General features: G+C 64.8%; 21 protein-coding genes and 1 pseudogene. 15 read left to right on the top strand and 7 right to left on the bottom strand.

The features are described 5' to 3' along the window. Positions 1–277 precede the first annotated feature (277 nt). On the bottom strand, positions 278–1,039 hold the full coding sequence (locus RX327_RS05630; RefSeq protein ID WP_317249706.1) for an SDR family NAD(P)-dependent oxidoreductase: 762 nt from the start codon (positions 1,037–1,039) through the stop codon (positions 278–280). A gap of 109 nt (positions 1,040–1,148) precedes the next feature. Here RX327_RS05630 and RX327_RS05625 point away from each other — a divergent pair, with 109 nt between their 5' ends. The 3 genes from RX327_RS05625 to RX327_RS05615 all read left to right on the top strand — a co-directional run bounded on the left by RX327_RS05625 (position 1,149) and on the right by RX327_RS05615 (position 3,752). Next, positions 1,149–1,664, top strand: coding sequence for a CvpA family protein (locus RX327_RS05625; protein ID WP_317249705.1), 516 nt, complete (start codon positions 1,149–1,151; stop codon positions 1,662–1,664). 149 nt (positions 1,665–1,813) lie between these two features. After that, complete coding sequence (locus RX327_RS05620; protein WP_317249704.1) at positions 1,814–2,596, top strand: SDR family oxidoreductase; 783 nt, start codon at positions 1,814–1,816, stop codon at positions 2,594–2,596. Positions 2,597–2,762: 166 nt separating this feature from the next. Further along, on the top strand, positions 2,763–3,752 hold the full coding sequence (locus tag RX327_RS05615; protein WP_050385631.1) for an NADPH:quinone reductase: 990 nt from the start codon (positions 2,763–2,765) through the stop codon (positions 3,750–3,752). Positions 3,753–3,990: 238 nt separating this feature from the next. Here the strand turns inward: RX327_RS05615 and RX327_RS05610 are convergent, their stop codons facing one another. Further along, entirely contained in the window at positions 3,991–4,404 is a 414-nt protein-coding gene (locus RX327_RS05610; RefSeq protein ID WP_317249703.1) for a DUF3775 domain-containing protein, read from the bottom strand. A 118-nt stretch (positions 4,405–4,522) separates the two neighbouring features. On the opposite strand from RX327_RS05610, the gene RX327_RS05605 reads away from it, so the two are divergent. From RX327_RS05605 to RX327_RS05585, 5 genes are all read left to right on the top strand, one after another. After that, positions 4,523–5,371 carry an MBL fold metallo-hydrolase gene (locus RX327_RS05605; protein ID WP_317249702.1) on the top strand — a complete coding sequence of 283 codons (849 nt, stop codon included), beginning with the start codon at positions 4,523–4,525 and terminating at the stop codon, positions 5,369–5,371. Between the two features lie 140 nt (positions 5,372–5,511). Next, complete coding sequence (locus RX327_RS05600) at positions 5,512–6,354, top strand: fumarylacetoacetate hydrolase family protein (RefSeq protein ID WP_317249701.1); 843 nt, start codon at positions 5,512–5,514, stop codon at positions 6,352–6,354. Between the two features lie 142 nt (positions 6,355–6,496). Then, positions 6,497–7,111, top strand: coding sequence for a glutathione S-transferase family protein (locus tag RX327_RS05595; protein ID WP_317249700.1), 615 nt, complete (start codon positions 6,497–6,499; stop codon positions 7,109–7,111). Between the two features lie 21 nt (positions 7,112–7,132). Further along, positions 7,133–8,323 (top strand): serine hydrolase domain-containing protein, encoded by a 1,191-nt coding sequence (locus tag RX327_RS05590; protein ID WP_050385634.1) that lies wholly within the window; start codon positions 7,133–7,135, stop codon positions 8,321–8,323. A 72-nt stretch (positions 8,324–8,395) separates the two neighbouring features. Continuing rightward, complete coding sequence (locus RX327_RS05585) at positions 8,396–9,265, top strand: MBL fold metallo-hydrolase (RefSeq protein ID WP_317249699.1); 870 nt, start codon at positions 8,396–8,398, stop codon at positions 9,263–9,265. Between the two features lie 209 nt (positions 9,266–9,474). Here the strand turns inward: RX327_RS05585 and RX327_RS05580 are convergent, their stop codons facing one another. Next, a complete protein-coding gene (locus tag RX327_RS05580; protein ID WP_317249698.1) occupies positions 9,475–10,017 on the bottom strand; it encodes a methylated-DNA--[protein]-cysteine S-methyltransferase in 543 nt (180 codons plus the stop codon). A 144-nt stretch (positions 10,018–10,161) separates the two neighbouring features. Here RX327_RS05580 and RX327_RS05575 point away from each other — a divergent pair, with 144 nt between their 5' ends. After that, positions 10,162–10,971, top strand: a complete 810-nt coding sequence (locus RX327_RS05575; protein WP_050385637.1) for an alpha/beta fold hydrolase — start codon at positions 10,162–10,164, stop codon at positions 10,969–10,971. A 47-nt stretch (positions 10,972–11,018) separates the two neighbouring features. Here the strand turns inward: RX327_RS05575 and RX327_RS05570 are convergent, their stop codons facing one another. Then, positions 11,019–11,474 (bottom strand): carboxymuconolactone decarboxylase family protein, encoded by a 456-nt coding sequence (locus RX327_RS05570; RefSeq protein WP_050385679.1) that lies wholly within the window; start codon positions 11,472–11,474, stop codon positions 11,019–11,021. 110 nt (positions 11,475–11,584) lie between these two features. On the opposite strand from RX327_RS05570, the gene RX327_RS05565 reads away from it, so the two are divergent. The 5 genes from RX327_RS05565 (at position 11,585) to RX327_RS05545 (ending at position 17,056) form a co-directional block, all read left to right on the top strand. Beyond that, entirely contained in the window at positions 11,585–12,451 is an 867-nt protein-coding gene (locus RX327_RS05565; protein WP_050385638.1) for a sigma-70 family RNA polymerase sigma factor, read from the top strand. A 64-nt stretch (positions 12,452–12,515) separates the two neighbouring features. Further along, positions 12,516–13,766, top strand: coding sequence for a M20/M25/M40 family metallo-hydrolase (locus tag RX327_RS05560; protein WP_050385639.1), 1,251 nt, complete (start codon positions 12,516–12,518; stop codon positions 13,764–13,766). 244 nt (positions 13,767–14,010) lie between these two features. Continuing rightward, positions 14,011–14,685 (top strand): GntR family transcriptional regulator, encoded by a 675-nt coding sequence (locus RX327_RS05555; RefSeq protein ID WP_317249697.1) that lies wholly within the window; start codon positions 14,011–14,013, stop codon positions 14,683–14,685. 132 nt (positions 14,686–14,817) lie between these two features. Then, complete coding sequence (locus tag RX327_RS05550; RefSeq protein WP_317249696.1) at positions 14,818–15,618, top strand: phytanoyl-CoA dioxygenase family protein; 801 nt, start codon at positions 14,818–14,820, stop codon at positions 15,616–15,618. 130 nt (positions 15,619–15,748) lie between these two features. Then, complete coding sequence (locus RX327_RS05545) at positions 15,749–17,056, top strand: NAD(P)H-dependent oxidoreductase (protein ID WP_317249695.1); 1,308 nt, start codon at positions 15,749–15,751, stop codon at positions 17,054–17,056. A 232-nt stretch (positions 17,057–17,288) separates the two neighbouring features. Here RX327_RS05545 and RX327_RS05540 read toward each other — a convergent pair whose 3' ends face one another. Further along, entirely contained in the window at positions 17,289–18,374 is a 1,086-nt protein-coding gene (locus RX327_RS05540; protein WP_050385642.1) for an NAD-dependent epimerase/dehydratase family protein, read from the bottom strand. 308 nt (positions 18,375–18,682) lie between these two features. Here RX327_RS05540 and RX327_RS05535 point away from each other — a divergent pair. Next, a pseudogene (locus RX327_RS05535) lies at positions 18,683–19,771 on the top strand (TRAP transporter substrate-binding protein). Positions 19,772–20,034: 263 nt separating this feature from the next. Here the strand turns inward: RX327_RS05535 and RX327_RS05530 are convergent. Together RX327_RS05530 and RX327_RS05525 are read right to left on the bottom strand one after the other, a co-directional pair. Continuing rightward, positions 20,035–20,664, bottom strand: a complete 630-nt coding sequence (locus tag RX327_RS05530; protein ID WP_317249694.1) for a hypothetical protein — start codon at positions 20,662–20,664, stop codon at positions 20,035–20,037. Positions 20,665–20,878: 214 nt separating this feature from the next. Further along, on the bottom strand, positions 20,879–21,448 hold the full coding sequence (locus RX327_RS05525; RefSeq protein WP_050385645.1) for a hypothetical protein: 570 nt from the start codon (positions 21,446–21,448) through the stop codon (positions 20,879–20,881). Positions 21,449–21,450 lie beyond the last annotated feature (2 nt).

Genomic DNA, 21,450 nt, shown 5'->3' with positions numbered 1-21,450 from the left:
GCCCCGCGAAACCGCCGTCGCAGGGCGGCCCTGCCAAAATATCGAAAACAACCCCATGCAAAGGAGCCGCGGGCTCCCGGCTTCGACCCGGCGACTTGACTCGTCGGGCAAAATCAGCGGCATTATTCTATTATCCAGAAACAGCGGCCGACGGCCCCCGGGCTGTGCTCGTGGCTTGATGCGTTGGAATCGTAGCCCGGATGGAGCGAAACGTAATCCGGGACCTTCACGCATGCTCCCCGGATTCGCTGCGCTTCATCCGGGCTACAAAGCCAGACTAGTTCAGCAAGAACCCGCCATCCACCGTCACCACCGTCCCGGTCATGTAGCGCGAAGCGTTGGAGGCGAGCAGCATGATCGCGCCGTCGAGGTCGGACTCGGCGCCGACCCGGCGCTGTGGAATCCGTTTTGCGAGCCGCTCGCCTGATGGCGTCGACCAGAACGCATGGTTCATCTCGGTGTCGATGTAGCCCGGCGCGAGCGCGTTGATGCGGATGTTCTGCCCCGCCAGTTCCAGCGCCATCGCCCTGGTCGCCTGGATGATGCCGGCCTTGGAGATCGCGTAGGGCGAGACCGCCTTCAAGACGCCGGTGCCGAGCACGGAGGCGATGTTGACGATGTTGCCTTCCTGCTTGCGCGCGATCATGCGGCGCGCGACTTCCGTCGCGAGGAAATAGGCGCCCTTCAGGTTGGCGCCGATCACCGCATCCCAGTCCGCCTCGGTCTGCTCGGTCGCGAGCTTCTCGATGGCGATGCCGGCATTGTTGATCAGCACCGTGATCGGACCGAGCGCAGCCTCGGCGGCGTCGAGCGCTTTCGCGATGCCGGAAATATCCGCGACGTCCATCTGCACCGCAGCCGCGCGACCGCCCCTGGCCTTGATCTCCTCCTCGAGGCTTTTCAGCTTCGCGGTCTGGCGCGCGGCCAGCACCACCGCGGCGCCATGCGCCGCCAGCACGCGGGCGAATTGCCGCCCGAGTCCCTGCGAGGCGCCGGTGATGAGGATGATTTCTTTACTGACATCGAATAGGTCGGACATCGACAGGTTCCCGGATGAAGCGGACGAGTGATAGCGACAATTGTCCCTGATGTAAGCAGGCTTGATCAACCAGGGGACAGTAGGAGATTGGGGCAGGAATTCCTCATCCATGAACCTCTTCGACCTTGCCGTCATCCTCGGATTGGTGTTCGCGGTGGTGACCGGCTTCACGACCGGCCTGTTGCGCAGCGCGGTCACTATCCTGGCCTATCTCGTCGCCATGCCGCTTGCGGTCGCCGCGCTGGCGATGATCGGGCCCCACATCGCGACGCTGCCGTCGTCGCCGTTTCCGCCCAATGGCGTGCTGCTGTTCGGCCTCTTTCTCCTGATCGGCGTCATCCTCGGAAAGATGGCGCGGACGATGCTGGACGACACCATCGGCTCGGAGATCGGGATCGGCGACCGGCTCGGCGGCGCCGCGCTCGGCGCCATCAGGGTCGGCCTCGTCGCCACCACGCTGGTGCTGGTGTTCGACCAGATCGTGCCGCTGGCGAAGCAGCCGCAATTCCTCAACGGATCGCAATTGCGGCCGTTGTTCTCCGCGGCCGGACAGGCCGGATTCCGCTCGCTGCCGCCCGAAGCCACCATGGCGATCGAGCGGCTGCGGCGCGAGCAACGCATCTAGCCTCCTGCCTTGCCGCAAGGTGCTCACCCGCTTGTTCCTGCCCGGCATGCACTTAATGCATTGCACGTCCCTTATCGGCGCCGCCGAGCTTCGCTAGACTGGTGCCATCAAACCTTTACAAACCTATCCGACATCACAGGGAGTGAACCGTGGATCTTGGAATCAAAGGCCGCCGCGCAATCGTCTGCGCATCGAGCAAGGGACTGGGCCGCGCCTGCGCGATCGCGCTCGCCAATGAGGGTGTGCACGTCACGCTGACCGCGCGCGGCGCCGAAGCCCTGAAGAAAACCGCCGATGAGATCCGCAAGGCCTATCCCGACGTGACGGTCACCGAGATCGTCGGCGACATCACGACACCAGCGGGACGCGAGGCGGTGCTGAAGGCCTGTCCCGAGCCCGATATCCTGATCAACAATGCCGGCGGCCCGCCGCCCGGCGATTTCCGCAACTGGACCCGCGACGACTGGATCAAGGCGATCGACGCCAACATGCTGACCCCGATCGAGCTGATCAAGGCGACGGTGGACGGCATGATGGCGCGCAAGTTCGGCCGCATCGTCAACATCACCTCAGCCGCGGTGAAGGCGCCGATCGACATTCTCGGCCTCTCCAACGGCGCGCGCGCCGGCCTCACCGGCTTCATCGCCGGCCTGTCGCGCAAGACGGTGATCAACAACGTCACCATCAACGGTCTGTTGCCGGGCCCGTTCGAGACCGATCGGCTCACCAGCACCGCGAAGGGCGAAGCCGACAAGCGCGGCGTCACGCCGCAGCAGATCCTGGCCGAGCGCGCCAAGCTCAACCCCGCCGGCCGCTTCGGCCAGCCCGACGAGTTCGGCTATGCCTGCGCCTTCCTGTGCGGCGCCAAGGCCGGCTTCATCACCGGGCAGAACATCCTGCTGGATGGCGGCGCCTTCCCAGGTACGCTCTAGTGCCGCCGATTTGAAGCTCCTGCACTGTATGCGGCGAGACCGATTGGGAGCTTCAAATCGGTCAAGCGGCACTAGAGATTCATGAGTCTTCTAGCGCCCTCTTGCCTTCCGAAGTTCGCGCAAGAGGTCGCTGGACGAGTTCACGAACTTCGGAAAGGGGCGCTAGATGAAGGCGGTCTGGTACGAACGGACCGGCGCGGCGCCGACGGTGCTCACCGTCGGCGAGATGCCGACGCCCGAGGCCGGCCCAGGTGAAGTCCGGGTTCGCCTCGAGGCGTCCGGCGTCAACCCGGCCGATGTCGGCCGCCGCAGCGGCAACTATCGCGCGATGGAATTTCCGCGCGTGATCCCGAACAGCGACGGCGCCGGGATCATCGACCAGGTCGGCGAAGGCGTCACCCGCTTTGCGGTCGGTGATCGCGTCTGGCTGTTCAACGGCCAGCGCAATGGCCGCGCCTTCGGCACCGCGGCCGAATACATCACGCTGGCCGACTATCTGGTGACGCCGCTGCCGCAGGACGTGTCGTTCGCGGCCGGCGCGACGCTCGGCATCCCCTGCATGACGGCGTGGTGCGCGCTGTTTGCGGACGGCCCGATCTCGGGGCAGACGGTGCTGGTTACCGGCGGCGCCGGCGCGGTCGGTCACTACGCCGTGCAATTGGCGAAATGGGGCGGCGCGCGCGTGATTGCGACTGTCAGTTCGCAGGTCAAGGACGTCGAGGCGCGGCTCGCCGGCGCCGACACCGTCGTCAACTACCGGACCGAGGATGTTGTCTCGAAGGTGATGGCCTTCACCGAGAACCGCGGTGTCGACCGCGTGATCGACGTCGATTTCGGCGGCAATCTCGCGACCACGCTGAAGATCATGGCGATGAACTCGACGATCGCAGTCTACGCCACCAACGGCAACCGCACGCCGACGCTGCCGGTGCGCGAATTGATGGAGAAATGCATCACCGTGCGCTCGCTGGTGCTGTTCGCGCTGCCGCCGCCGCTGCTCGCGGCCGCGCAGGCCGACATCACCCAATGGCTGGCGTCGGGCACCCGCGTGCACAATATCGCCGGGCAATTCGCGCTCGCCGAGACCGCCGACGCCCATCTCGCCGTCGAGAAGGGCGACAAGATCGGCACCGTGATCGTCGACTGCGCGCGTTAAGCTTCTGCCTCTCCCCGCACGCGGTAGGGCAATCGCATATGGCCGTTTGAGGCAATCGGAGTTCCCACAAACTCGTCATGCCCGGGCTTGTCCCGGGCATCCACGTCTTCGTCTCCACGCAAAGAAAAGACGTAGATGGCCGGGACAAGCCCGGCCATGACGGCGCGGAAGAATCGGTTCATTCCAAATGCGATTGCCCTGCCGCACGCGGGCGAGGTCAGATGAACAATGCAGCTCCTCAGTGGATCGGCGTGATGCGCTCGTCGCTCGGCCCCAGGCCAAACTCGTCCAGTCCTTCGGCCAGGAGATCGCCGAGCATCGGTTCGCCCAACAGATAGTTGGCGACATGGCCGGTGCGTCCGCGCGCGGCCTCGCGGCGGAGATCGGCCCATTCCTCGATCGTGCCGTCGCCGCGGCCGAGCCGCATCAGGGCGATGAGGTCGACCTGCTCGTCCTCGCTGAGCGCGTCGATGAAGCCGGTGATCTCGCGCGCCACCGGATCCCTGCCGTTATCCTCCAGCACATCGATCATGTCGTCGTCGGCGCCGTTCGAGCCGGAGTCGGGATCGACGAGCCCCTCCTTGACGTCGAATTCACGCGCCTTCTCGATGATGAAGCCGACCTTTTCAGGGGAGATTGCGAGTTCCGGCATTGCACACTCCTTCGTCCAACGAGGCGGTAACGCAGGAGGCGCCGACTTGATCCATTGCGCCGGCGTGCGGAAACCCGCATGGTCCGGCAAGAGCAACAAGAAACAGAGGGCACGCCGCATGCACTGGACCGTAGGCAAGGTCAGGATCACCAAAGTCGTCGAGCTCGAGACCGTCGGCAGCACCCGCTTCATCCTGCCGCTGGCCGGCCGGGAGGAGATCCAGAGCCTGCCCTGGCTGATCCCGCATTTTGCCACTGAGGAAGGCCGGCTGAAAATGTCGATCCATTCGCTGGTGGTGGAGACGCCCGGCAGGCGCATCGTGGTCGATACCGGCCTCGGCAACGACAAGCAGGGCCGCAACGTCCCGACCTGGAACAACCGCAGCACGCCGTTCCTGGAGACCATGACGGCGGCCGGCTTTGCGCCCGACAGCATCGACACCGTGCTGTGCACGCATCTTCATGTCGATCACGTCGGCTGGAATACGAAACTGTCCGGCGGCAAATGGGTGCCGACCTTCCCGAAGGCGCGCTACGTTTTCGGCAGGACCGAATACGAATACTGGCGCGACCATAGCGACGATCCCGCGCATGCCGCCGTGTTCGGCGATTCCGTGCAGCCGATCGTCGATGCCGACAGGGCCGATCTGATCCCGAGCGACCACCGTCTGTGCGAGGAGATCAGCATGATCCCGACCCCGGGCCACAGTCCCGGCCATATGAGCATCCTCATCCAGTCGGACGGCGAACAGGCCCTGCTCACCGGCGACGTCGCCCATCACCCCTGCCAGATGGCCCATCTCGACTGGTCCTCGACCGCCGATTCCGACCGGGCGCAATCGGCGGCGACGCGGGCAGCGCTGTTCGGCCGCTTTGCCGACACGCCGACGCTGGTGATCGGCGGACATTTTTCGGCCGGGCATATCAGGCGGGACGGGGACGCGTTCAGGTTCGTCGCGCTGGGCTGATCGGACCGAAATGGCCTTGAAATAAGGCTTGGCAGCAATGCAGCGCGCTCATGGCGGTTGAATTTCCCGGCGCGCTGTTCCATGAAGCGTGTCGAGGTATACCAGTAACAATCCTCAGGACATCGTAGGGAGTGATCAACATGAAGCTTGTTCGTTACGGCGAGAAGGGTGCGGAAAAGCCCGGCCTGATCGACAAATCCGGCCAGCTGCGCGACCTGTCGGCGCATGTGAAGGACCTCACCGGCGAAGCCTATTCGCCCGAGTCCCTGAAGAAGCTGGCGGCGCTCGATCCCGCCTCGCTGCCCGCCGTTTCCGGCAAGCCGCGGTTCGGCGCGCCCGTCACCGGCATCTCCAAATTCGTCGCGATCGGCCTGAACTATTCCGACCACGCCAAGGAAACCGGCAATCCGATCCCGTCCGAGCCGATCATCTTCATGAAGGCCAACACCTCGCTGTCGGGCCCGAACGATCCGGTCGAGAAGCCGCGCGGCTCGACCAAGCTCGACTGGGAGGTCGAGATCGCCGCCATCATCGGCACCCGCGCAAAATACGTCTCGGAAGCCGACGCGCTGAACCATGTCGCCGGCTATTGCGTCTGCAACGACGTCTCTGAGCGCGCATTCCAGATCGAGCGCCTGGGCCAGTGGACCAAGGGCAAGTCGCACGACACGTTCGGCCCGCTCGGCCCGTGGCTCGCGACCAAGGACGAGATCAAGGACGTGCAGGACCTGTCGATGTGGCTCGACGTCAACGGCCAGCGCCGCCAGACCGGCTCGACCAAGACCATGATCTTCTCCATGGCCAAGTGCGTCTCCTACGTCTCGCAGTTCATGACGCTGCTGCCCGGCGACATCATCACGACAGGCACTCCGCCCGGCGTCGGCCTCGGCATGAAGCCGCCGACCTTCCTCAATGTCGGCGACGTCGTCACGCTCGGCATCGAAGGCCTCGGCGAGCAGCGCCAGGAGATCGTTGGGGCGTAAGCGCCCACGCTGTTCCTGAATTCGTCATGCCCGGGCTTGCCCCGGGCATCCACGTCTTAGGTCGTCCACAGAGGCAAAGACATGGATGGCCGGGTCAAGCCCGGCCATGACAGAGGAAAGAGCTTTCGCAAGGAATTCCCCAATGAAACTCACCTTCTCTCCCGCCTCCCCGTTCGCCCGCAAGGTGCGCATTGCGGCGATCGAGCTTGGCCTGATCGACAAGATCGAGTTCGTGCCTGCGGCCGTGACGCCGGGCACGGCCAACGAGGATTATTCGAAGATCACGCCGCTGAAGAAGCTGCCGGTGCTGATCACCAATGATGGCGACGTGATCCTGGATTCCTACGTCATCGTCGAATATCTCAACGAGATGGTCGGCGGCAGCCTGATCCCGGACTACGGTCCGCGGCGCTGGAAGGCCAAGACCAATCACTCGCTGATCAACGGCATGCTCGATTCCATGCTGCTGTGCCGCTACGAGAAGTTGGTGCGGCCGCAGGGCCTGCAATGGCAGGCCTGGTCGGACGACCACTGGAACCGGGCCTGGACCGGCATGGCGCGCTTCGAGAACCGGCCGGATGTTCTCGATGGCTCGTCGTTCGACATCTCGCAGATCGGCCTCGTATGCGTGCTCGGCTACGCCGACTTCCGCTTCGCCGATTGCGGCTGGCGCAAGGCCTATCCGAAGCTCGATGCGTTTCACCAGAAGATGATGGAGCGGCCCTCGGTCAAGATCTCGGTGCCGCCAGCGGCGTAACCACGGCAGGAGGGAAGCAAAATGCGCGATCGCTTCCCCCTCTTTCATATCTTCGGCGCGAGCCTTGTGCTCGCGTTGACCGTCCTGGGCACTGATGTGAGGGCCGACGGCATGGCGCTTGGACAGCAGAACCAGCCTTGTGGATCGCCGGCCGCGCTCGACGACGGCTGGACGATTGCCACGCCCGACAGCGTCGGCATGGACGGCGAACGGCTTTGCGGCATCGCCGCGCGGCTCGGCTTGCGCAGCAGCGAGGTGCATTCCGTTGTCGTGGCGCGCCACGGCAAGCTAGTGTTCGAGCGTTATTTTGCCGGCATCGACCAGCCATGGGGGCAGCCGGAGGGGCGCATCGAATTCACGCCGACGACCAAGCACGACATGCGTTCGGCGTCGAAAAGCGTGACGTCGCTGCTGGTCGGCATCGCGATCGACCGCAAGCTGATCGCGAATGCCAATGAGCCCGTGCTGAAGTTCTTCCCCGAACATCAGCCGGCAAAGTCAGCCGGATGGGACGCCATCACGCTGCGCCATCTCTTGACGATGTCGTCAGGCATCAAATGGGACGAGACGCTGCCCTGGAACGATCCTGCCAACGACGAGCCGCACCTTGCCTTCGATGCCGATCCGATCGGCTATGTCCTCGGCAAGCCGATCGCCGCGCCGCCGGACACGCTGTGGACCTATAATGGCGGCGGCACGGATCTGCTCGGCAACATCGTCGAGCAGGTCTACGGCAAGCCGCTTGAAGCGTTCGCACGCGAGGCGCTGTTCCAGCCGCTCGGCATCACCGATCTCGAGTGGAAGACCTACAAGAACGGCAAGATCGCGGCCGCTTCCGGGCTCAGGCTCCGGCCACGCGACGCCGCGAAAATCGGCCAGCTCGTGCTCGATCACGGTCAATGGAAAGGGCAGCAGATCATCTCGGCCGACTGGATCGCCCAATCGATCGCGCCGCGATTCCAGGCCGTCGGTTATTTCGGCGGCACGCTGTTCTACGGCTATCAATGGTGGATGGGACGATCCCTGGCCGAAGGCAAGGAGATAAAATGGATCGGCGCCTTCGGCTGGGGCGGCCAGCGCATCATCGTCATTCCCGATCTCGACCTAGTGATGATGACGACGGCAGCCCAGTACGGCCAGCCGAAGGAAGGCCTTGCGGCGATGGATATCCTCGCCAACATCATCATTCCCGCCGTGCGCGACGCGCACTAGAACGTTCCTACGCGTTTCTTCACGCGAACCGGACTCCACTTCGCTCGAAAACGCCAACGCCAAGGAATCACCATGAGCCTGAAGTTTACCGCCGGCGATCTCACCATTCATCGCATTGTCGAGCAGGAGACCACATTCCTGCCCGCGCACGACATGCTGCCCGGGCTGACGCCGGACGTGCTCGCCGAGAACCGCGGCTGGATGAAAGCGACGGGTGCGCTCGACGACAGCGACACCTTGATCCTGGCGTTCCAGTCCTACATCGTGAGGACGCCGCACCACACCATCCTGATCGACAGCTGCATCGGCAACGACAAGCCGCGGCCGCAGCGGCCGAAATGGAATATGAAGACCGATGACACCTATTTGCGCGCGCTGAACGCGGCCGGCTTCTCGGTGGACGACATCGACTTCGTGATGTGCACGCATCTGCATGTCGATCACGTCGGCTGGAACACGCGGCTGGATAACGGCCGCTGGGTTCCGACCTTCCCCAAAGCGCGTTACGTCTTCGCCAAGCAGGAGTTCGACCACTGGTCCGAGCAGAATGCGAAGGCGGAGATCCCGCCTTTCGCCGACAGCGTGCTGCCGGTGGTCGAAGCCAACAGGCACGAGCTCGTCGGCAATGACCATGAGATCGGCGACCATGTCCGCATCCTGCCGACGCCCGGTCACACGCCGGGCCACGTCGCCTTCACGATGGGCCGCGGCAAGGACGAGGCGGTGTTCTCCGGCGATCTCATGCACTCGCCGTTGCAGACGCTCTATCCGGAGCTGTCGATCAAGTTCGATGTCGATCCGGCCAAGGCAGCCACGACGCGCCGCAGCTTCCTGGAGCGCTATTGCGACACCGACACGCTGTGCTGCACGGCACATTTCCCCTCGCCGTCGGTCGGCAAGATCCGGCGCAAGGGCAACGGGTTTGTGTGCGAGACGGTGTGAGGTAAACTGAACTCGCGACAGACGCTCTCTGCCACCCTCCCCTGGAGGGGGAAGGTCGGCTCACAGCGAACGAAGTGAGATGTGAGGCGGGGCGGGGTGATCTCTCCATACGGGCATCACCCGATACGAGAGACCTTCACCCCACCTCGGTTCGCATTTCACGCGAACCGATCCTCCCCCTCCAGGGGAGGATAAGAGCGTGCCCCGCCCTAATCGAACAGGCTCGGCGTGTGGTTCACGATCGCGCCTTCGATCTCGAGCATCTTCAGCTTCGTCACCACGCCGCCGTTGGCCGAGAAGCCTCCGGGCTTGTTGCCGGCGGCGAGCACGCGATGGCAGGGCACGACAATGGGGCACGGATTGCGGCCAAGCGCCTGGCCGACGTCGCGCGACAGCTGGACGCCACCGAGCTGCCTGGCGATGTCGCCATAGGTGATGGTCTTGCCCGGCGGAATCGCGCGGGCGATCTCATAGACGCCGCGGTTGAACTCGGGCACGCCGTCGAGGTCGAGCGGGATGTCGGCAAGGTCGTTCGGCTTGCCGGCGAGGAGCTCGATCATACCGTCGATCGCGTGCTGCACCTCAGCCGGTGGGGCCGCCTCGGTGACCTCGCCGCTGCGCTGGAATATCCGCTTGCGGGTCTTCTCCTCAGTGCCCATCGGCAGCTGCACGCCAGTGACGCCGTGCTCGCCCCAGACGACGCCGCAGGCGCCGATCATGGTTTCGAAGATTGCAAAATGCTGGCCGGTCATGGCTCGCTCCAGATGTTCCCTTCAGCTCTCGCGTGAGCTTGCTGTTGATCCGGAATCTAGGCTTGGAGAATGTTGCTATCCACCCGAATTCCGTGGGAACTTCGGCCAAATCAACAACATCTCCTGCCTCTCCGCGAGCCCAAAATGCACAGCCTCCACGTCAACGGTTTCGACATGCCCTATCTCGATGTCGGAGCGGGCCCGCCGCTGGTCTGCGTGCACGGCTCGCTGTGCGACTTCCGGATCTGGTCGGCGGTGCTCGGCCCGCTGACCCGCCGGCACCGCGTGATCGCGGTCAGCCTGCGGCATTTCTTCCCGGCGCATTGGGACGGCGTCGGCGACACCTATTCGATCGCGCAGCACGTCGACGACGTGATCGCCTTTATCGAAAAATTCGACACCAGACCGGTCGACCTGATGGGGCATTCCCGCGGCGGCCATATCTGCTTCCGCGCCGCGCAGCGGCGGCCCGACCTGTTGCGCAAGCTGATCCTTGCCGAGCCGGGCGGCGAGCTTGACGAGACCCTCGATCCCGATTTCAAGCCGGGCCCCTCGCCGCTGGCGGCACGCTTCGCGGCATGCGCGGCGGAAATCGCCAAGGGCGATATCGACGGCGGCTTGCAGATCTTCATGGACGCGCTCGAAGGCCCCGGCGCGTGGAAGCGGATTCCGGCAACCTCCAAGCAGCTGTTGCGCGACAATGCGACCACGCTGATCGGCCAGACCCGCGACCAGCGCCCGCCATTCTCGAAGGCGGACGCGGAAGCGATCAAGACACCGACGCTGTTCGTCGGCGGCGCCAACACCAAGGGCGTGCTGCCGAAGGTGCTGCACGCGCTCGCCGCAAACGTGAAGGGCGCGCGCACCGAGATGATCCCGGGCACCACGCATCCGATGTTCGAGCAAGCCCCGCAGCGCTACTGCGAGGTCGTGCTGGAGTTTCTGGCGCGCTAGCGGTGCCGTTTCTTCACCTCGCCCCGCTTGCGGGGAGAGGGAGAAGGTCACACCTTCCAGGCGCCGACCGGCTGGCGCACCGCGACGTTCAGCCGGTTCCAGACGTTGATCGCCGCGATGCCGAGCACCAGCGACGCGAGCTGCTGTTCGTCAAAGTGCTTGGCAGCCTCGTCCCACACCGCGTCCGTCACCGGATCCTCGCGGTCGCTGAGCCGGGTCACCGCTTCGGTCAGCGCCAGCGCGGCGCGCTCGGCCTCGCTGAAATACGGCGCGTCGCGCCAGGCGCCGACCGCGAACAGCCGCTCGTCGGTCTCGCCGGCGCGCCGGGCGAGCTTCGGGTGCATGTCGACGCAGACGCTGCAGCCGTTGATCTGGCTGGCGCGCAGATGCACCAGTTCCAGCAGCTTTTCCGGCAATGCCTGTTTGGTGCTCTCGCTCAGCGCCTGCAGCGCCTTCATGGCCTCGGGAACAACCATCACCGGGTGGTTCATGCGGGCTTTCATCATGTCGCTCTCCTGATTTGCCTTTTGACGGCGCCGCGCCGATCTGTTGTCACATCGGCACAGTTTCGTTCGTCATGGCCATGACGGAGCGGACAAAGGGAATGTGACCGATGGACGAGAAGCAATTTCTGGCCGAGCAGTTCGAGGCCAACCGGCCGCGCTTGCGGGCCGTGGCCTATCGCATGCTGGGCTCGACCGCCGAAGTCGACGATGCCGTGCAGGAAACCTGGCTGCGGCTCGGCCGCACCGACGCTGCTGCGGTCGACAATCTCGGCGGCTGGCTGACCACGGTGGTCGCGCGCATCTGTCTCGACATGCTGCGCTCGCGCAAATCGCGCCGCGAGGAGCCGATCGGCCCGCATGTGCCGGAGCCGATCGCGGACAATCCGTCCGAGCGCGAGACCGATATGGCCGATTCCGTCGGCGCCGCGCTGCTCGTGGTGCTGGAAACGCTGGCGCCGGCCGAGCGGCTGGCTTTCGTGCTGCACGACATGTTCGCGGTGCCGTTCGAGGAGATCGCGCCGATCGTCGGCCGTACGCCGGCCGCCGCGCGGCAGCTCGCCAGCCGTGCCAGGCGTCGCGTGCAGGGCACGCCGCCCGCACCGGATGCCGATCTCAGCCGGCAGCGCGGCATCGTCGAGGCCTTCCTCGCCGCATCCCGCAACGGCGATTTCGAAGGGCTGCTGGCGGTGCTGGCGCCCGACGTCGTGGTGCGCGCCGATCAGGCTGCGCAGCGGCTAGGCTCGCTGCCGGTCATCCGCGGCGCCGCAGCGGTTGCCGAAAGCTTCAAGGGGCGCGCGCAGGCGGCGAAAGCCGCGCTGGTCGACGGCGGGATCGGCGTTGCCGTCACCTTCGGCGGCGCGCTGCGCATCGTGCTGCGGGTCACGATCTCAGGCGACCGGATCGCGGCGATCGACGCGACCGCCGACGCCTCGCAGATCGAGACCTTCGATGTCGAGGTGCTTGAGCGCGGCTGACGCGGCTGGAGACAGACAAATCGCGATGCTAGTGTCTCCCTGCATATGTGCAGGGAGGACAATCATGAAACTATCCATCAAATTGCTCGCGTCGGCCGGCCTGCTCGCCCTCGCCTCCTCCTCCGCCCTTGCCGCCGCAGACGAAAAACTGCGTACGGCCGCCGAGCAGGCCCAGCCGGCGGTGATCGAGAGCCTGCACGACATGGTGCTGATCGAGTCGGGCTCCAGCGATGTCGAAGGCCTGAAGAAGATGGCCGACTACACCGAAGCGCGGCTGAAGGCGCTCGGCGCCAAGACCGAACGCCGCAAGACCACGAGGGGCGCCGGCGCCGACATGGTGATCGGCACCTTTGAGGGCAGCGGCAGCAAGAAGCTGATGCTGATCGCGCATATGGACACGGTCTACGAGCACGGCATCCTCGACACCCAGCCCTACAAGGTCGACGGCAACAGGATCTATGGACCCGGCATTGCCGACGACAAGGGCGGCATCGCCGTCATCCTGCATGCGCTCAAGATCCTGAACGATGCGGGCTGGCGCGACTACGCCAAGCTCACGGTATCGCTCAATCCGGATGAGGAGGTCGGCTCGATCGGCTCCGGCGAGATCATCGCCGAGCTCGCCGACCAGCACGATGTGGTGCTGTCCTGCGAGCCGACGGTGGCGCCGCCGGTCGCGAAAAATGAAAGCCTGCTGCTCGGCGCCAGCGGCACCGCCACCGGCACGATCGATGTGAAGGGCAAGGCCTCGCATGCCGGCGCCGCGCCGCAGCTCGGCCGCAACGCGCTGATCGAGCTCGCGCATCAATTGCTGCAGACCCAGGACGTCGCGAAATCGATTCCGGGCACGCAGCTGAACTGGACCATCGCAAAGGCCGGCACCGTGCGCAACCAGATCCCCGATCACGCCACCGCCGGCGCCGACATCCGCCTCACCATTCCCGACGGCGTGCAAAAGCTGCAGGCGGCGCTCGACGAGAAGGTGAAGAACAGACTGATCGCGGACACCGAAGTGACCGTGAAGGTCGTCGCCGGCCGTCCGCCCTTCGTGGCTGATGATCGCGGCCGCGCACTCGCCAGGCAGGGACAGGCGATCTACACCGAACTCGGGCGCACGCTCGACATCGCGGAAATGACCGGCGGCGCGACCGATGCCGGCTACGCCGCGCGCAGCGGCAAGGCCGTCGTGGTCGAAAGCTTCGGCCTCGCCGGCTGGGGCTATCACGCGCGCGACGAATACATCGACACCAATTCGATCGTGCCGCGGCTCTATCTGATGACGCGGACGCTGATGGAGCTGGGCAAGGCGAAGTAGCATTTCCGCAAACCCGTCATGCCCGGGCTTGTCCCGGGCATCCACGCCTCTGGTCCATATCAAGAAAGAGGCGGACGGCCGACCGTGACGGACATTGGACGGCTGCCGCAGCGCGGCCCGGTCAAAACCGGCCCATTCTCAATCGCTTAGCGCTGTCGCAACTTCGAGCCTTGACCGCTCCTGCAACCCGCAGTAGCTTCATTTTTCGAACACGGAATTCCGTATTCCAAGCTGGACGGTCTGTATGATCCCGTTGGACCCGCTTCCAAACCTCATCGACCAGGTTTACGGGCGATTGCTCGAAGCGATCATCGACCGCACGCTGCTGCCTGGCCAGCGCATCACCCAGAACGAACTTGCCGATCGGCTCGGCGTCTCGCGCCAGCCGATTTCGCACGCCCTGCATCTGTTGCATCGCCAGGGCCTTGTCGCGGAGAGCGGCAGACGCGGCTTCGAGGTGACGCAGCTCGATCCGCAGCGCATCCGCGAACTCTATGAAGTCCGCGGCGCCATCGATGCGCTGGCGGCGCGGCTTGCCGCTGCGCGTGTCAAGGAGGATGCCGCGGCACGCACGCAGCTCGAAGCCGCGCTCGAAGCCGGACGCGCGATCGATGACGGCACGCCGCTGGCGCGCCTGATCGCGCTCGATGTCGACTTCCACCGCGCGATCTATCAGCTCGCCGGCAATCCCGTGATCGAGGAAACGATCGCACCGCAATGGCCGCATATGCGGCGCTCGATGGCGACGGTGCTGTCCGAGCTCGATTATCGCGACAGCGCCTGGGCCGAACACGAGACCATCGCCGCGCATGTTTTTTCCGGCAATGCCGCAGCGGCAGAAGCCGCCGCGCTGGCGCATGCGCAGACGGCGGGACGGATGACCGAGGAGAAGCTGAGGGCGATCGACGTGGCGGCGTGAGCAAAACAAGGCCGTCATGCCCGGGCTTGTCCCGGGCATCCACGTCTTGCTTCGCCGCTTGAAAAAAATGGATGGCCGGGTCAAGCCCGGCATGACGACTAGGAAAAGAAACAATCAAAGGAGGAAAGCACCATGAAACTGACCCAAGAGCAGGTCGAGTTCTTCCACCGCGAGGGCTGGCTGTTTTTGCCCGAGTTGTTCAGCCAGGAGGAGGTCGATCTGCTCGCGCGCGAGGCGGTCGGCATCTACGACGCCAACCGGCCGGAGGTCTGGCGCGAGAAGAGCGGCGCGCCGCGCACGGCCTTTGCCGCACACCTCTACAACGAGGCCTTCGGACTCCTCGGCGCGCATCCGCGCATGATCGAGCCGGTCGAGCAGGTGTTCGGCGAGCCAGTCTACATGCACCAGTTCAAGATCAACGCGAAATCAGCCTTCACGGGCGACGTCTGGCAGTGGCACCAGGATTATGGCACCTGGAAGCGCGACGACGGCATGCCGGAGCCGCGTGCGATGAACATCGCGATCTTCCTCGACGAGGTGATGCCGATCAACGGCCCCCTGATGCTGGTGCCGCGCAGCCAGAACGCCGGCGACCTGAAGGCCTCGCATGACCTCGCCACCACCTCCTATCCGCTGTGGACGCTGGACGAGGACACCGTGACGCGCCTCGTCAAGCAGGGCGGCATAGTCGCACCGACCGGCAAGCCCGGCGGCATGCTGATGTTCCACGGCAATCTCGTGCATGGATCTGCCGGCAACATCACGCCCTACCCGCGCAAGATCGTGTACCTGACGCTGAACGCGGTCTCGAACTACATCCGCACACCGACCCGGCCGGACTACATCGCGCACCGCGACTTCACGCCGATCAAGACGGTGGACGACGACGCACTGCTGCGGCTCGCCCGTGCACCGCGGCAGGCGGCGGAGTAAGAATCGGCCGTCATTCCGCGGCGGCGCGTTAGCGTCAAACCACAGATGCGCGATCGCGCATCGGGGAATCTCGAGGTTCCGGGTTCGCGTTTCACGCGCCCCGGAACGACCCTTTTGTTTGGAAAGCATCATGAACCTGCATCACCTCCTCAAAACCCGCGCCGCCGCCGGCAAGCCGGTCCGAGTCGCGCTGATCGGCGCGGGCAAATTCGGCTCGATGTTCCTGGCGCAGGTGCCGCACACGCCTGGGCTGGAGGTGCCCATCATCGTCGACATCGACCGCGACCGCGCGCGTGAGGCCTGCCGCACAGTCGGCTGGGACGACGCGCGGATCAGCGCCACCACCTTCACCGACGACGGTGCACGTGCGATCGCCGGCGGCGCATTCGATGTCGTGGTGGAGGCGACCGGCAATCCTGCGGTCGGCATCAAGCATGCGCGCGCGGCGATCGCGGCCGGCAAGCATATCGTGATGGTGAATGTCGAGGCCGATGTTCTGGCAGGCCCCCTGCTCGCCGAGGAAGCGCGCAAGGCCGGCGTGGTCTATTCGCTCGCCTATGGCGACCAGCCGGCGCTGACCGCGGAGATGGTGGATTGGGCGCGGGCCACCGGCTTCCGCGTCGTCGCTGCCGGCAAAGGCACGAAATATCTGCCGGCCTATCACGACGTGACGCCCGACGGCGTCTGGCAGCATTACGGCCTGACTGCGGGCGAGGCGCAATCGGCCGGCATGAATCCGCAGATGTTCAATTCCTTTCTCGACGGCACCAAATCGGCGATCGAGATGGCCGCGATTGCGAACGCCTGCGGCCTCGACGTGCCTGCGGACGGCCTGCTGTTTCCGCCCTGCGGCGTCGACGACCTGCCGCACATCATGCGGCCGCGCTCGCGCGGCGGCGTGCTGGAGCGGTCCGGCGTCGTCGAGGTCGTCTCCTCGCTCGAGCGCGACGGCCGGCCGGTGTTTCGCGATCTGCGCTGGGGCGTCTATGTCGTGCTGGAGGCGCCGAACGATTATGCCGCCGACTGCTTCAGGCAATATGGCCTGAAGACCGACGCCAGCGGACGCTTCGCCGCGATGTACAAGCCCTATCATCTGATCGGGCTCGAGCTGAACATCTCGGTGCTGTCGGCCGCGCTGCGGGGCGAACCGACCGGGCAGGCCATCGGCTTCCGTGGCGACGTCGCAGCGGTGGCCAAGCGCAATCTGCGCGCCGGCGAGATGCTCGATGGCGAGGGTGGCTATACGGTGTGGGGCAAGCTGGTACCGGCCGCCGCCAGCCTCGCCGCCGGCGCATTGCCGATCGGGCTCGCGCATCGGGTGAAGCTGAAGAACGACGTCGCCCATGGCGCAGTGGTGCGCTGGAGCGACGTCGAGGTCGACGAGAGCAACGATACGATCAAGACGCGCAAGGCGATGGAAGTAGCGTTCTCGCGGTAACGTCTTCGGTCGCTCCGCTCGCCGAAAGAGAGAGTGTGCCCTTCACCTCTCCCCGCTTGCGGGGAGAGGTCGGATCGCCCCGGCGATGCGGAGCATCGTCCGGCGCGATCCGGGTGAGGGGCAAGGCACTGCGCTCGACAAACAGCGAAGCGCTCGCCGGATGGATGCCCCACACCCCAGCCCTCTCCCCGTAAGAACGGGGCGAGGGAGAAGATGGAGCGCGGCTCAATAACTACGGCAGCAGCCGGCTCGCCTTCGCCAGCTTGAACCATTTGCGGAACATGGCTTCCGTATCCATCATCTCGGTGAAGCCGGCCTGGTTGATCTTCACCGTCGAGACGATCGACGGCGGACCGGGTTCAGTCTGCCCGTAGCGCATGCTGTAATCGGCATATTGGAAGGACAGGCCGACGAACTCCTCCAAGCCGGGCGCGATCAGGTCGTGCTTCCTGCGCAATTCGTCCCACGGCGCAATCCATTTCGGATACTCCTGCGCCAGCGACAGCGGCACGTGCCGGCCCGGCGTCATCTCGAGCGCATCCGAGACCGCCGGCCAGATATTTTCCCAGGTGAAGACGTCGCCATTGGTGACGTTGAACGCTTCGTTGCGCGCAGCCTCGGCGTCGCCCGACCAGGCGATCGCGCGTGCCAAGAGATCGACATCGACCGCCTGCGCGACGCGCGGCGCGCCGCCCGGATAATCCAGCGGCCTTCCCTGCGCGCGCAGCACCGCCGCATAGACGCCGAGCGGCGGGATCAGGTCCATCGCGCCGCCCATGGCTTCGCCGATGATCAAGACCGGGCGCAAGATGCTCCAGTGCCAGCCCTTGCCCCGCTGCAGCTCGCGCAGGAAATTCTCCTGCGCCCAATAGAAATTCGGCTGCTCGTACATTTCGGACCGGCCCTCGCGCGCCGGCACCGTGAGCGGCCGGACATGCACGCCATAGGCCTTGGTGCCCTGCAGCAGCGCGACATGCTTGAGATCAGGCGCGACGGGTTCGAGCACGCCCATCAGATTGCGCAGCATCCGGTCGTTGGTTTCGATCTGCCCGGCATCGCGCCAGCCATCGACCAGGCTGGACGCCTCATAGAGCGCGGCGTAGATCAGGTGCGTTGCGCCGCCGAGCTCGGCTGCGGCGCGACGGCAATCCTCCGCGCTGGTGAGATCGATTCGCACATGCCGCGCGCCGTAGAGATCGCGCGGCTTGCGGCGCGACAGCGCAATGCGCTCGCAATCGTCGGATGCGCCGAAGTGTCGCAAGGCAGCGTTGCCCACGAGGCCGGTCGCGCCGGCAACCACGATTTTCTTGTTGGCCATGTCCTTGAACTCCCATCAACCCACCCGCCCTGCGTAGCAGATCGCGGCAGGGCCGGCAGCCATCGCCGCGGGTATCGGATGAGACCGACAGCGCCGATTGTCCTTCGCACCTGCAACGAAGGCAGGCGCTTGATTTCCTCCGGCAAACGATCATCCTGACCGGCGGAACCGGAAACTCGGATTTCCACAACAAGAGCCCGTCGAGGGCCACCGGACACATTCATCACAGAACGTCGATCGATCGGCGAAGAAAGACGACACCAAGATCGTTCCCCTTGTCGAGGTATCGGCACACAGGAGGGATACGCATGAAGCGTCGTGAATTCTTGAAGGCAGGCGGCGTCGGGCTGGCTGCGACGGCGGTCGCCGCGCCCGCGGTCGCGCAGTCGATGCCTGAGGTGAAATGGCGGCTGGCGGCGAGCTGGCCGAAGTCGCTCGACACGCTCTATGGCGGCTGCGAATATTTCTGCAAGCGCGTCGCCGAGATCACCGACAACCGCTTTCAGATCCAGCCCTTTGCCGCCGGTGAGATCGTGCCGGGCCTGCAAGTGCTCGACGCGGTCTCGAACGGCACCGTCGAGATGGGCAACACTGCGCTCTATTATTATTGGGGCAAGAACCCCGCGTTCACCTTCGGCACGTCGCTGCCGTTCGGTCTCAACACGCGCCAGCACATCTCCTGGCTGTAATGGGGCGGCGGCACCGACCTGCTCAACAATCTGCTCGCAGAATACAACTGCATCGGCATTCCGACCGGCTCGACCGGCGCCCAGATGGGCGGCTGGTTCCGGAAGGAGATCAAGTCGATGGCGGATCTCAAGGGCCTGAAATTCCGCGTCGGCGGCTTCGCCGGCACCATCGTCTCGAAGCTCGGTGGCGTGCCGCAGCAGATCGCGGCGGGCGACATCTATCCGGCGCTGGAGAAGGGGACGATCGACGCGGCGGAGTGGGTCGGGCCCTATGACGACGAGAAGCTCGGCTTCGTGAAGGTGGCGAAGTACTATTACTATCCGGGCTGGTGGGAAGGCACCGGACAAGGCCACAACATCATGAATCTGGAGAAATGGAACGCGCTGCCGAAGCACTATCAGGCGGCGATCCAGGCCGCCTCCGAAGACACCTTCACCTGGGTGACCGGTAAATATGACGCGGTCAACCCGCCGGCGCTGAAACGCCTGATCGTGGCCGGCGCGCAGTTGCGCCCGTTCCCGCAGGAGGTGCTCGAAGCCTGCTACGGTGCAGCCAACGAGATCTACGCCGATCTCGCCAAGAGCAACCCGCATTTCGGCAAGATGTATGCGAGCCTCACCGCCTTCCGCAGCGAGTCGCTCGCCTGGATGCAGGTGGCCGAGCTCAGCTTCGACACCTTCATGATGCGGATGCGGACGCGCACGTAACTCCACCACTTCTCCCCGCCTGCGGGGAGAAGTCCGATTGCATCGAAGATGCAATCCGGATGAGGGGGAGTCGCCGCGAAAGACTTCTTACCGCGTTTGCGGCACGAGCCCCTCACCCCAACCCTCTCCCCGCAAGCGGGGAGAGGGAGAAAAGACAAAAGCCCCGGAGAATTTCTCCGGGGCTCATTGTTTGATTCGGCTGACGGCTCAGGGCATGATCCGGAAAGGTGCGAAGCGGTTTTCCGGCGAGATCATGCGACGCATTAATTGTCGTCGCTGCCGCCGAACTCTTCCATCAGCTTGTCGTAGTACTTGCCGACGAGATCGATGTTGCCCTTGTTCTCGATTGGCGGGGCCGGCGTCTTCAGCGCCTCGTTGAGCTCGTCGAGGGCTTCCTTCTTGTCTTTGGCCGGCATCTTCTTGTCGGCCTGGATCTCCGCGATCTGCGCCTTGAGCACGGCCTCGGGACCGACATACTTCTTGGTCTGCGGGTCGAAGCCGCCAAGCACCAGCGAGATGTTGTCGACGACGCTGTTGAATTCGTCATAGCTGGCGAAGCCGTTCTTCTTGGCGATGCCCTCGAGCTGGGCGACGATCTTCGGATCCGGCTTGGCGTCCTGGGAAAGCTTCGCGGTGATCGGGTCCATTTCCTTGGAGGCAGCGAGCACGCCGTCGAGCTGCTTGTCGGTCAGCGCGATCTGCTTCACCGGCGGAGCCTGGTCCTGTGCCGGAGCCTGCGCGGGTGGCGCGGCTTGCGCGGGCTGCTTGGCCGGCGGCGCCATCTGCTGCTGCTTGGCCTGCGCGAATGCGCCGCTGTTCGACGCCGCGGTCATTGCGATCGCGAGACACGCGACGCTCAATGCAGCAGTTACGGGACGGACGATCTCACGCATGGAAGTCTCCTTGTTGGGGCAGGTTTTGCCGAGCTTCTTGGGTGGCAGAGGTACGGAAATCGAAATGAACGGCCCATGAACTTTGGTCGTAGACGATGAAGGTCAATCGTGGCCGAATCATCACAAAGCGTTCAAGGAGTGTTGATCGCAATGCCCAGCCAGCAGTCGAGCAGCCCGATGGGATGACGGTCGGCGTGGCCGAGGTCTATGCCGCTCAAGAGTTCGTCTTCAGCTTGAATGACTCGAAGAACCTGTCTTTGTTTGCAATGACCAGGTCCCGATGGGCATTGGGAAACTCGATCGTCAATGTGTAGCGCGTGCCTTTCGCATCGATGCAGCGCATGTACATGGTCTTGCCGCCATCGCTCACCGTCAGGGTCAGAATCTCGGCATCGCCGCTTGTCTTGCGGCCGACGTCGGAAACCTTGTTCGCCGGATTTGCGGCCAGCGCTTTCGGGATTGAAGCAAGATCCGGCGGCGGCTTGTTGCCGGGCGGCAGCTCGACCGCGACAAACTTGATTCCTTCGGAGCTTTTGCCGCCGACCACATGCGTGGTGTCACCGCTCTCGGCGTCGCGCGTAGTGAAATCATTGAACGGAATCGGCAGCAGCACCGAGAAGGAGCCCTTGCTCGATACGGCAAGGTGCCATCCCAACCCGTCATCGGCAGAGACCCCGGCGCGGTGCGTTTCCAGCTTCGGCTCCGCCGGGGCAAGTGCAGGCCGGGCAAGAACGGATGCCGCGATCGCGACATGGATCAGCAAATACCGGATCGCAGGGCGCATGG

The sequence above is a fragment of the Bradyrhizobium sp. BEA-2-5 genome, from assembly GCF_032918025.1.
Taxonomy (GTDB): domain Bacteria; phylum Pseudomonadota; class Alphaproteobacteria; order Rhizobiales; family Xanthobacteraceae; genus Bradyrhizobium; species Bradyrhizobium pachyrhizi.
This window is presented reverse-complemented; position numbering and strand designations above follow the sequence as displayed.

Bases quoted from the DNA above. Each gene is read 5' to 3' on its own strand.
- RX327_RS05630 (WP_317249706.1), bottom strand. From the start codon at position 1,039: ATGTCCGACCTATTCGATGTCAGTAAAGAAATCATCCTCATCACCGGC.
- RX327_RS05625 (WP_317249705.1), top strand. From the start codon at position 1,149: ATGAACCTCTTCGACCTTGCCGTCATCCTCGGATTGGTGTTCGCGGTG.
- RX327_RS05615 (WP_050385631.1), top strand. From the start codon at position 2,763: ATGAAGGCGGTCTGGTACGAACGGACCGGCGCGGCGCCGACGGTGCTC.
- RX327_RS05610 (WP_317249703.1), bottom strand. From the start codon at position 4,404: ATGCCGGAACTCGCAATCTCCCCTGAAAAGGTCGGCTTCATCATCGAG.
- RX327_RS05605 (WP_317249702.1), top strand. From the start codon at position 4,523: ATGCACTGGACCGTAGGCAAGGTCAGGATCACCAAAGTCGTCGAGCTC.
- RX327_RS05600 (WP_317249701.1), top strand. From the start codon at position 5,512: ATGAAGCTTGTTCGTTACGGCGAGAAGGGTGCGGAAAAGCCCGGCCTG.
- RX327_RS05595 (WP_317249700.1), top strand. From the start codon at position 6,497: ATGAAACTCACCTTCTCTCCCGCCTCCCCGTTCGCCCGCAAGGTGCGC.
- RX327_RS05590 (WP_050385634.1), top strand. From the start codon at position 7,133: ATGCGCGATCGCTTCCCCCTCTTTCATATCTTCGGCGCGAGCCTTGTG.
- RX327_RS05585 (WP_317249699.1), top strand. From the start codon at position 8,396: ATGAGCCTGAAGTTTACCGCCGGCGATCTCACCATTCATCGCATTGTC.
- RX327_RS05580 (WP_317249698.1), bottom strand. From the start codon at position 10,017: ATGACCGGCCAGCATTTTGCAATCTTCGAAACCATGATCGGCGCCTGC.
- RX327_RS05575 (WP_050385637.1), top strand. From the start codon at position 10,162: ATGCACAGCCTCCACGTCAACGGTTTCGACATGCCCTATCTCGATGTC.
- RX327_RS05570 (WP_050385679.1), bottom strand. From the start codon at position 11,474: ATGAAAGCCCGCATGAACCACCCGGTGATGGTTGTTCCCGAGGCCATG.
- RX327_RS05565 (WP_050385638.1), top strand. From the start codon at position 11,585: ATGGACGAGAAGCAATTTCTGGCCGAGCAGTTCGAGGCCAACCGGCCG.
- RX327_RS05560 (WP_050385639.1), top strand. From the start codon at position 12,516: ATGAAACTATCCATCAAATTGCTCGCGTCGGCCGGCCTGCTCGCCCTC.
- RX327_RS05555 (WP_317249697.1), top strand. From the start codon at position 14,011: ATGATCCCGTTGGACCCGCTTCCAAACCTCATCGACCAGGTTTACGGG.
- RX327_RS05550 (WP_317249696.1), top strand. From the start codon at position 14,818: ATGAAACTGACCCAAGAGCAGGTCGAGTTCTTCCACCGCGAGGGCTGG.
- RX327_RS05545 (WP_317249695.1), top strand. From the start codon at position 15,749: ATGAACCTGCATCACCTCCTCAAAACCCGCGCCGCCGCCGGCAAGCCG.
- RX327_RS05540 (WP_050385642.1), bottom strand. From the start codon at position 18,374: ATGGCCAACAAGAAAATCGTGGTTGCCGGCGCGACCGGCCTCGTGGGC.
- RX327_RS05530 (WP_317249694.1), bottom strand. From the start codon at position 20,664: ATGCGTGAGATCGTCCGTCCCGTAACTGCTGCATTGAGCGTCGCGTGT.
- RX327_RS05525 (WP_050385645.1), bottom strand. From the start codon at position 21,448: ATGCGCCCTGCGATCCGGTATTTGCTGATCCATGTCGCGATCGCGGCA.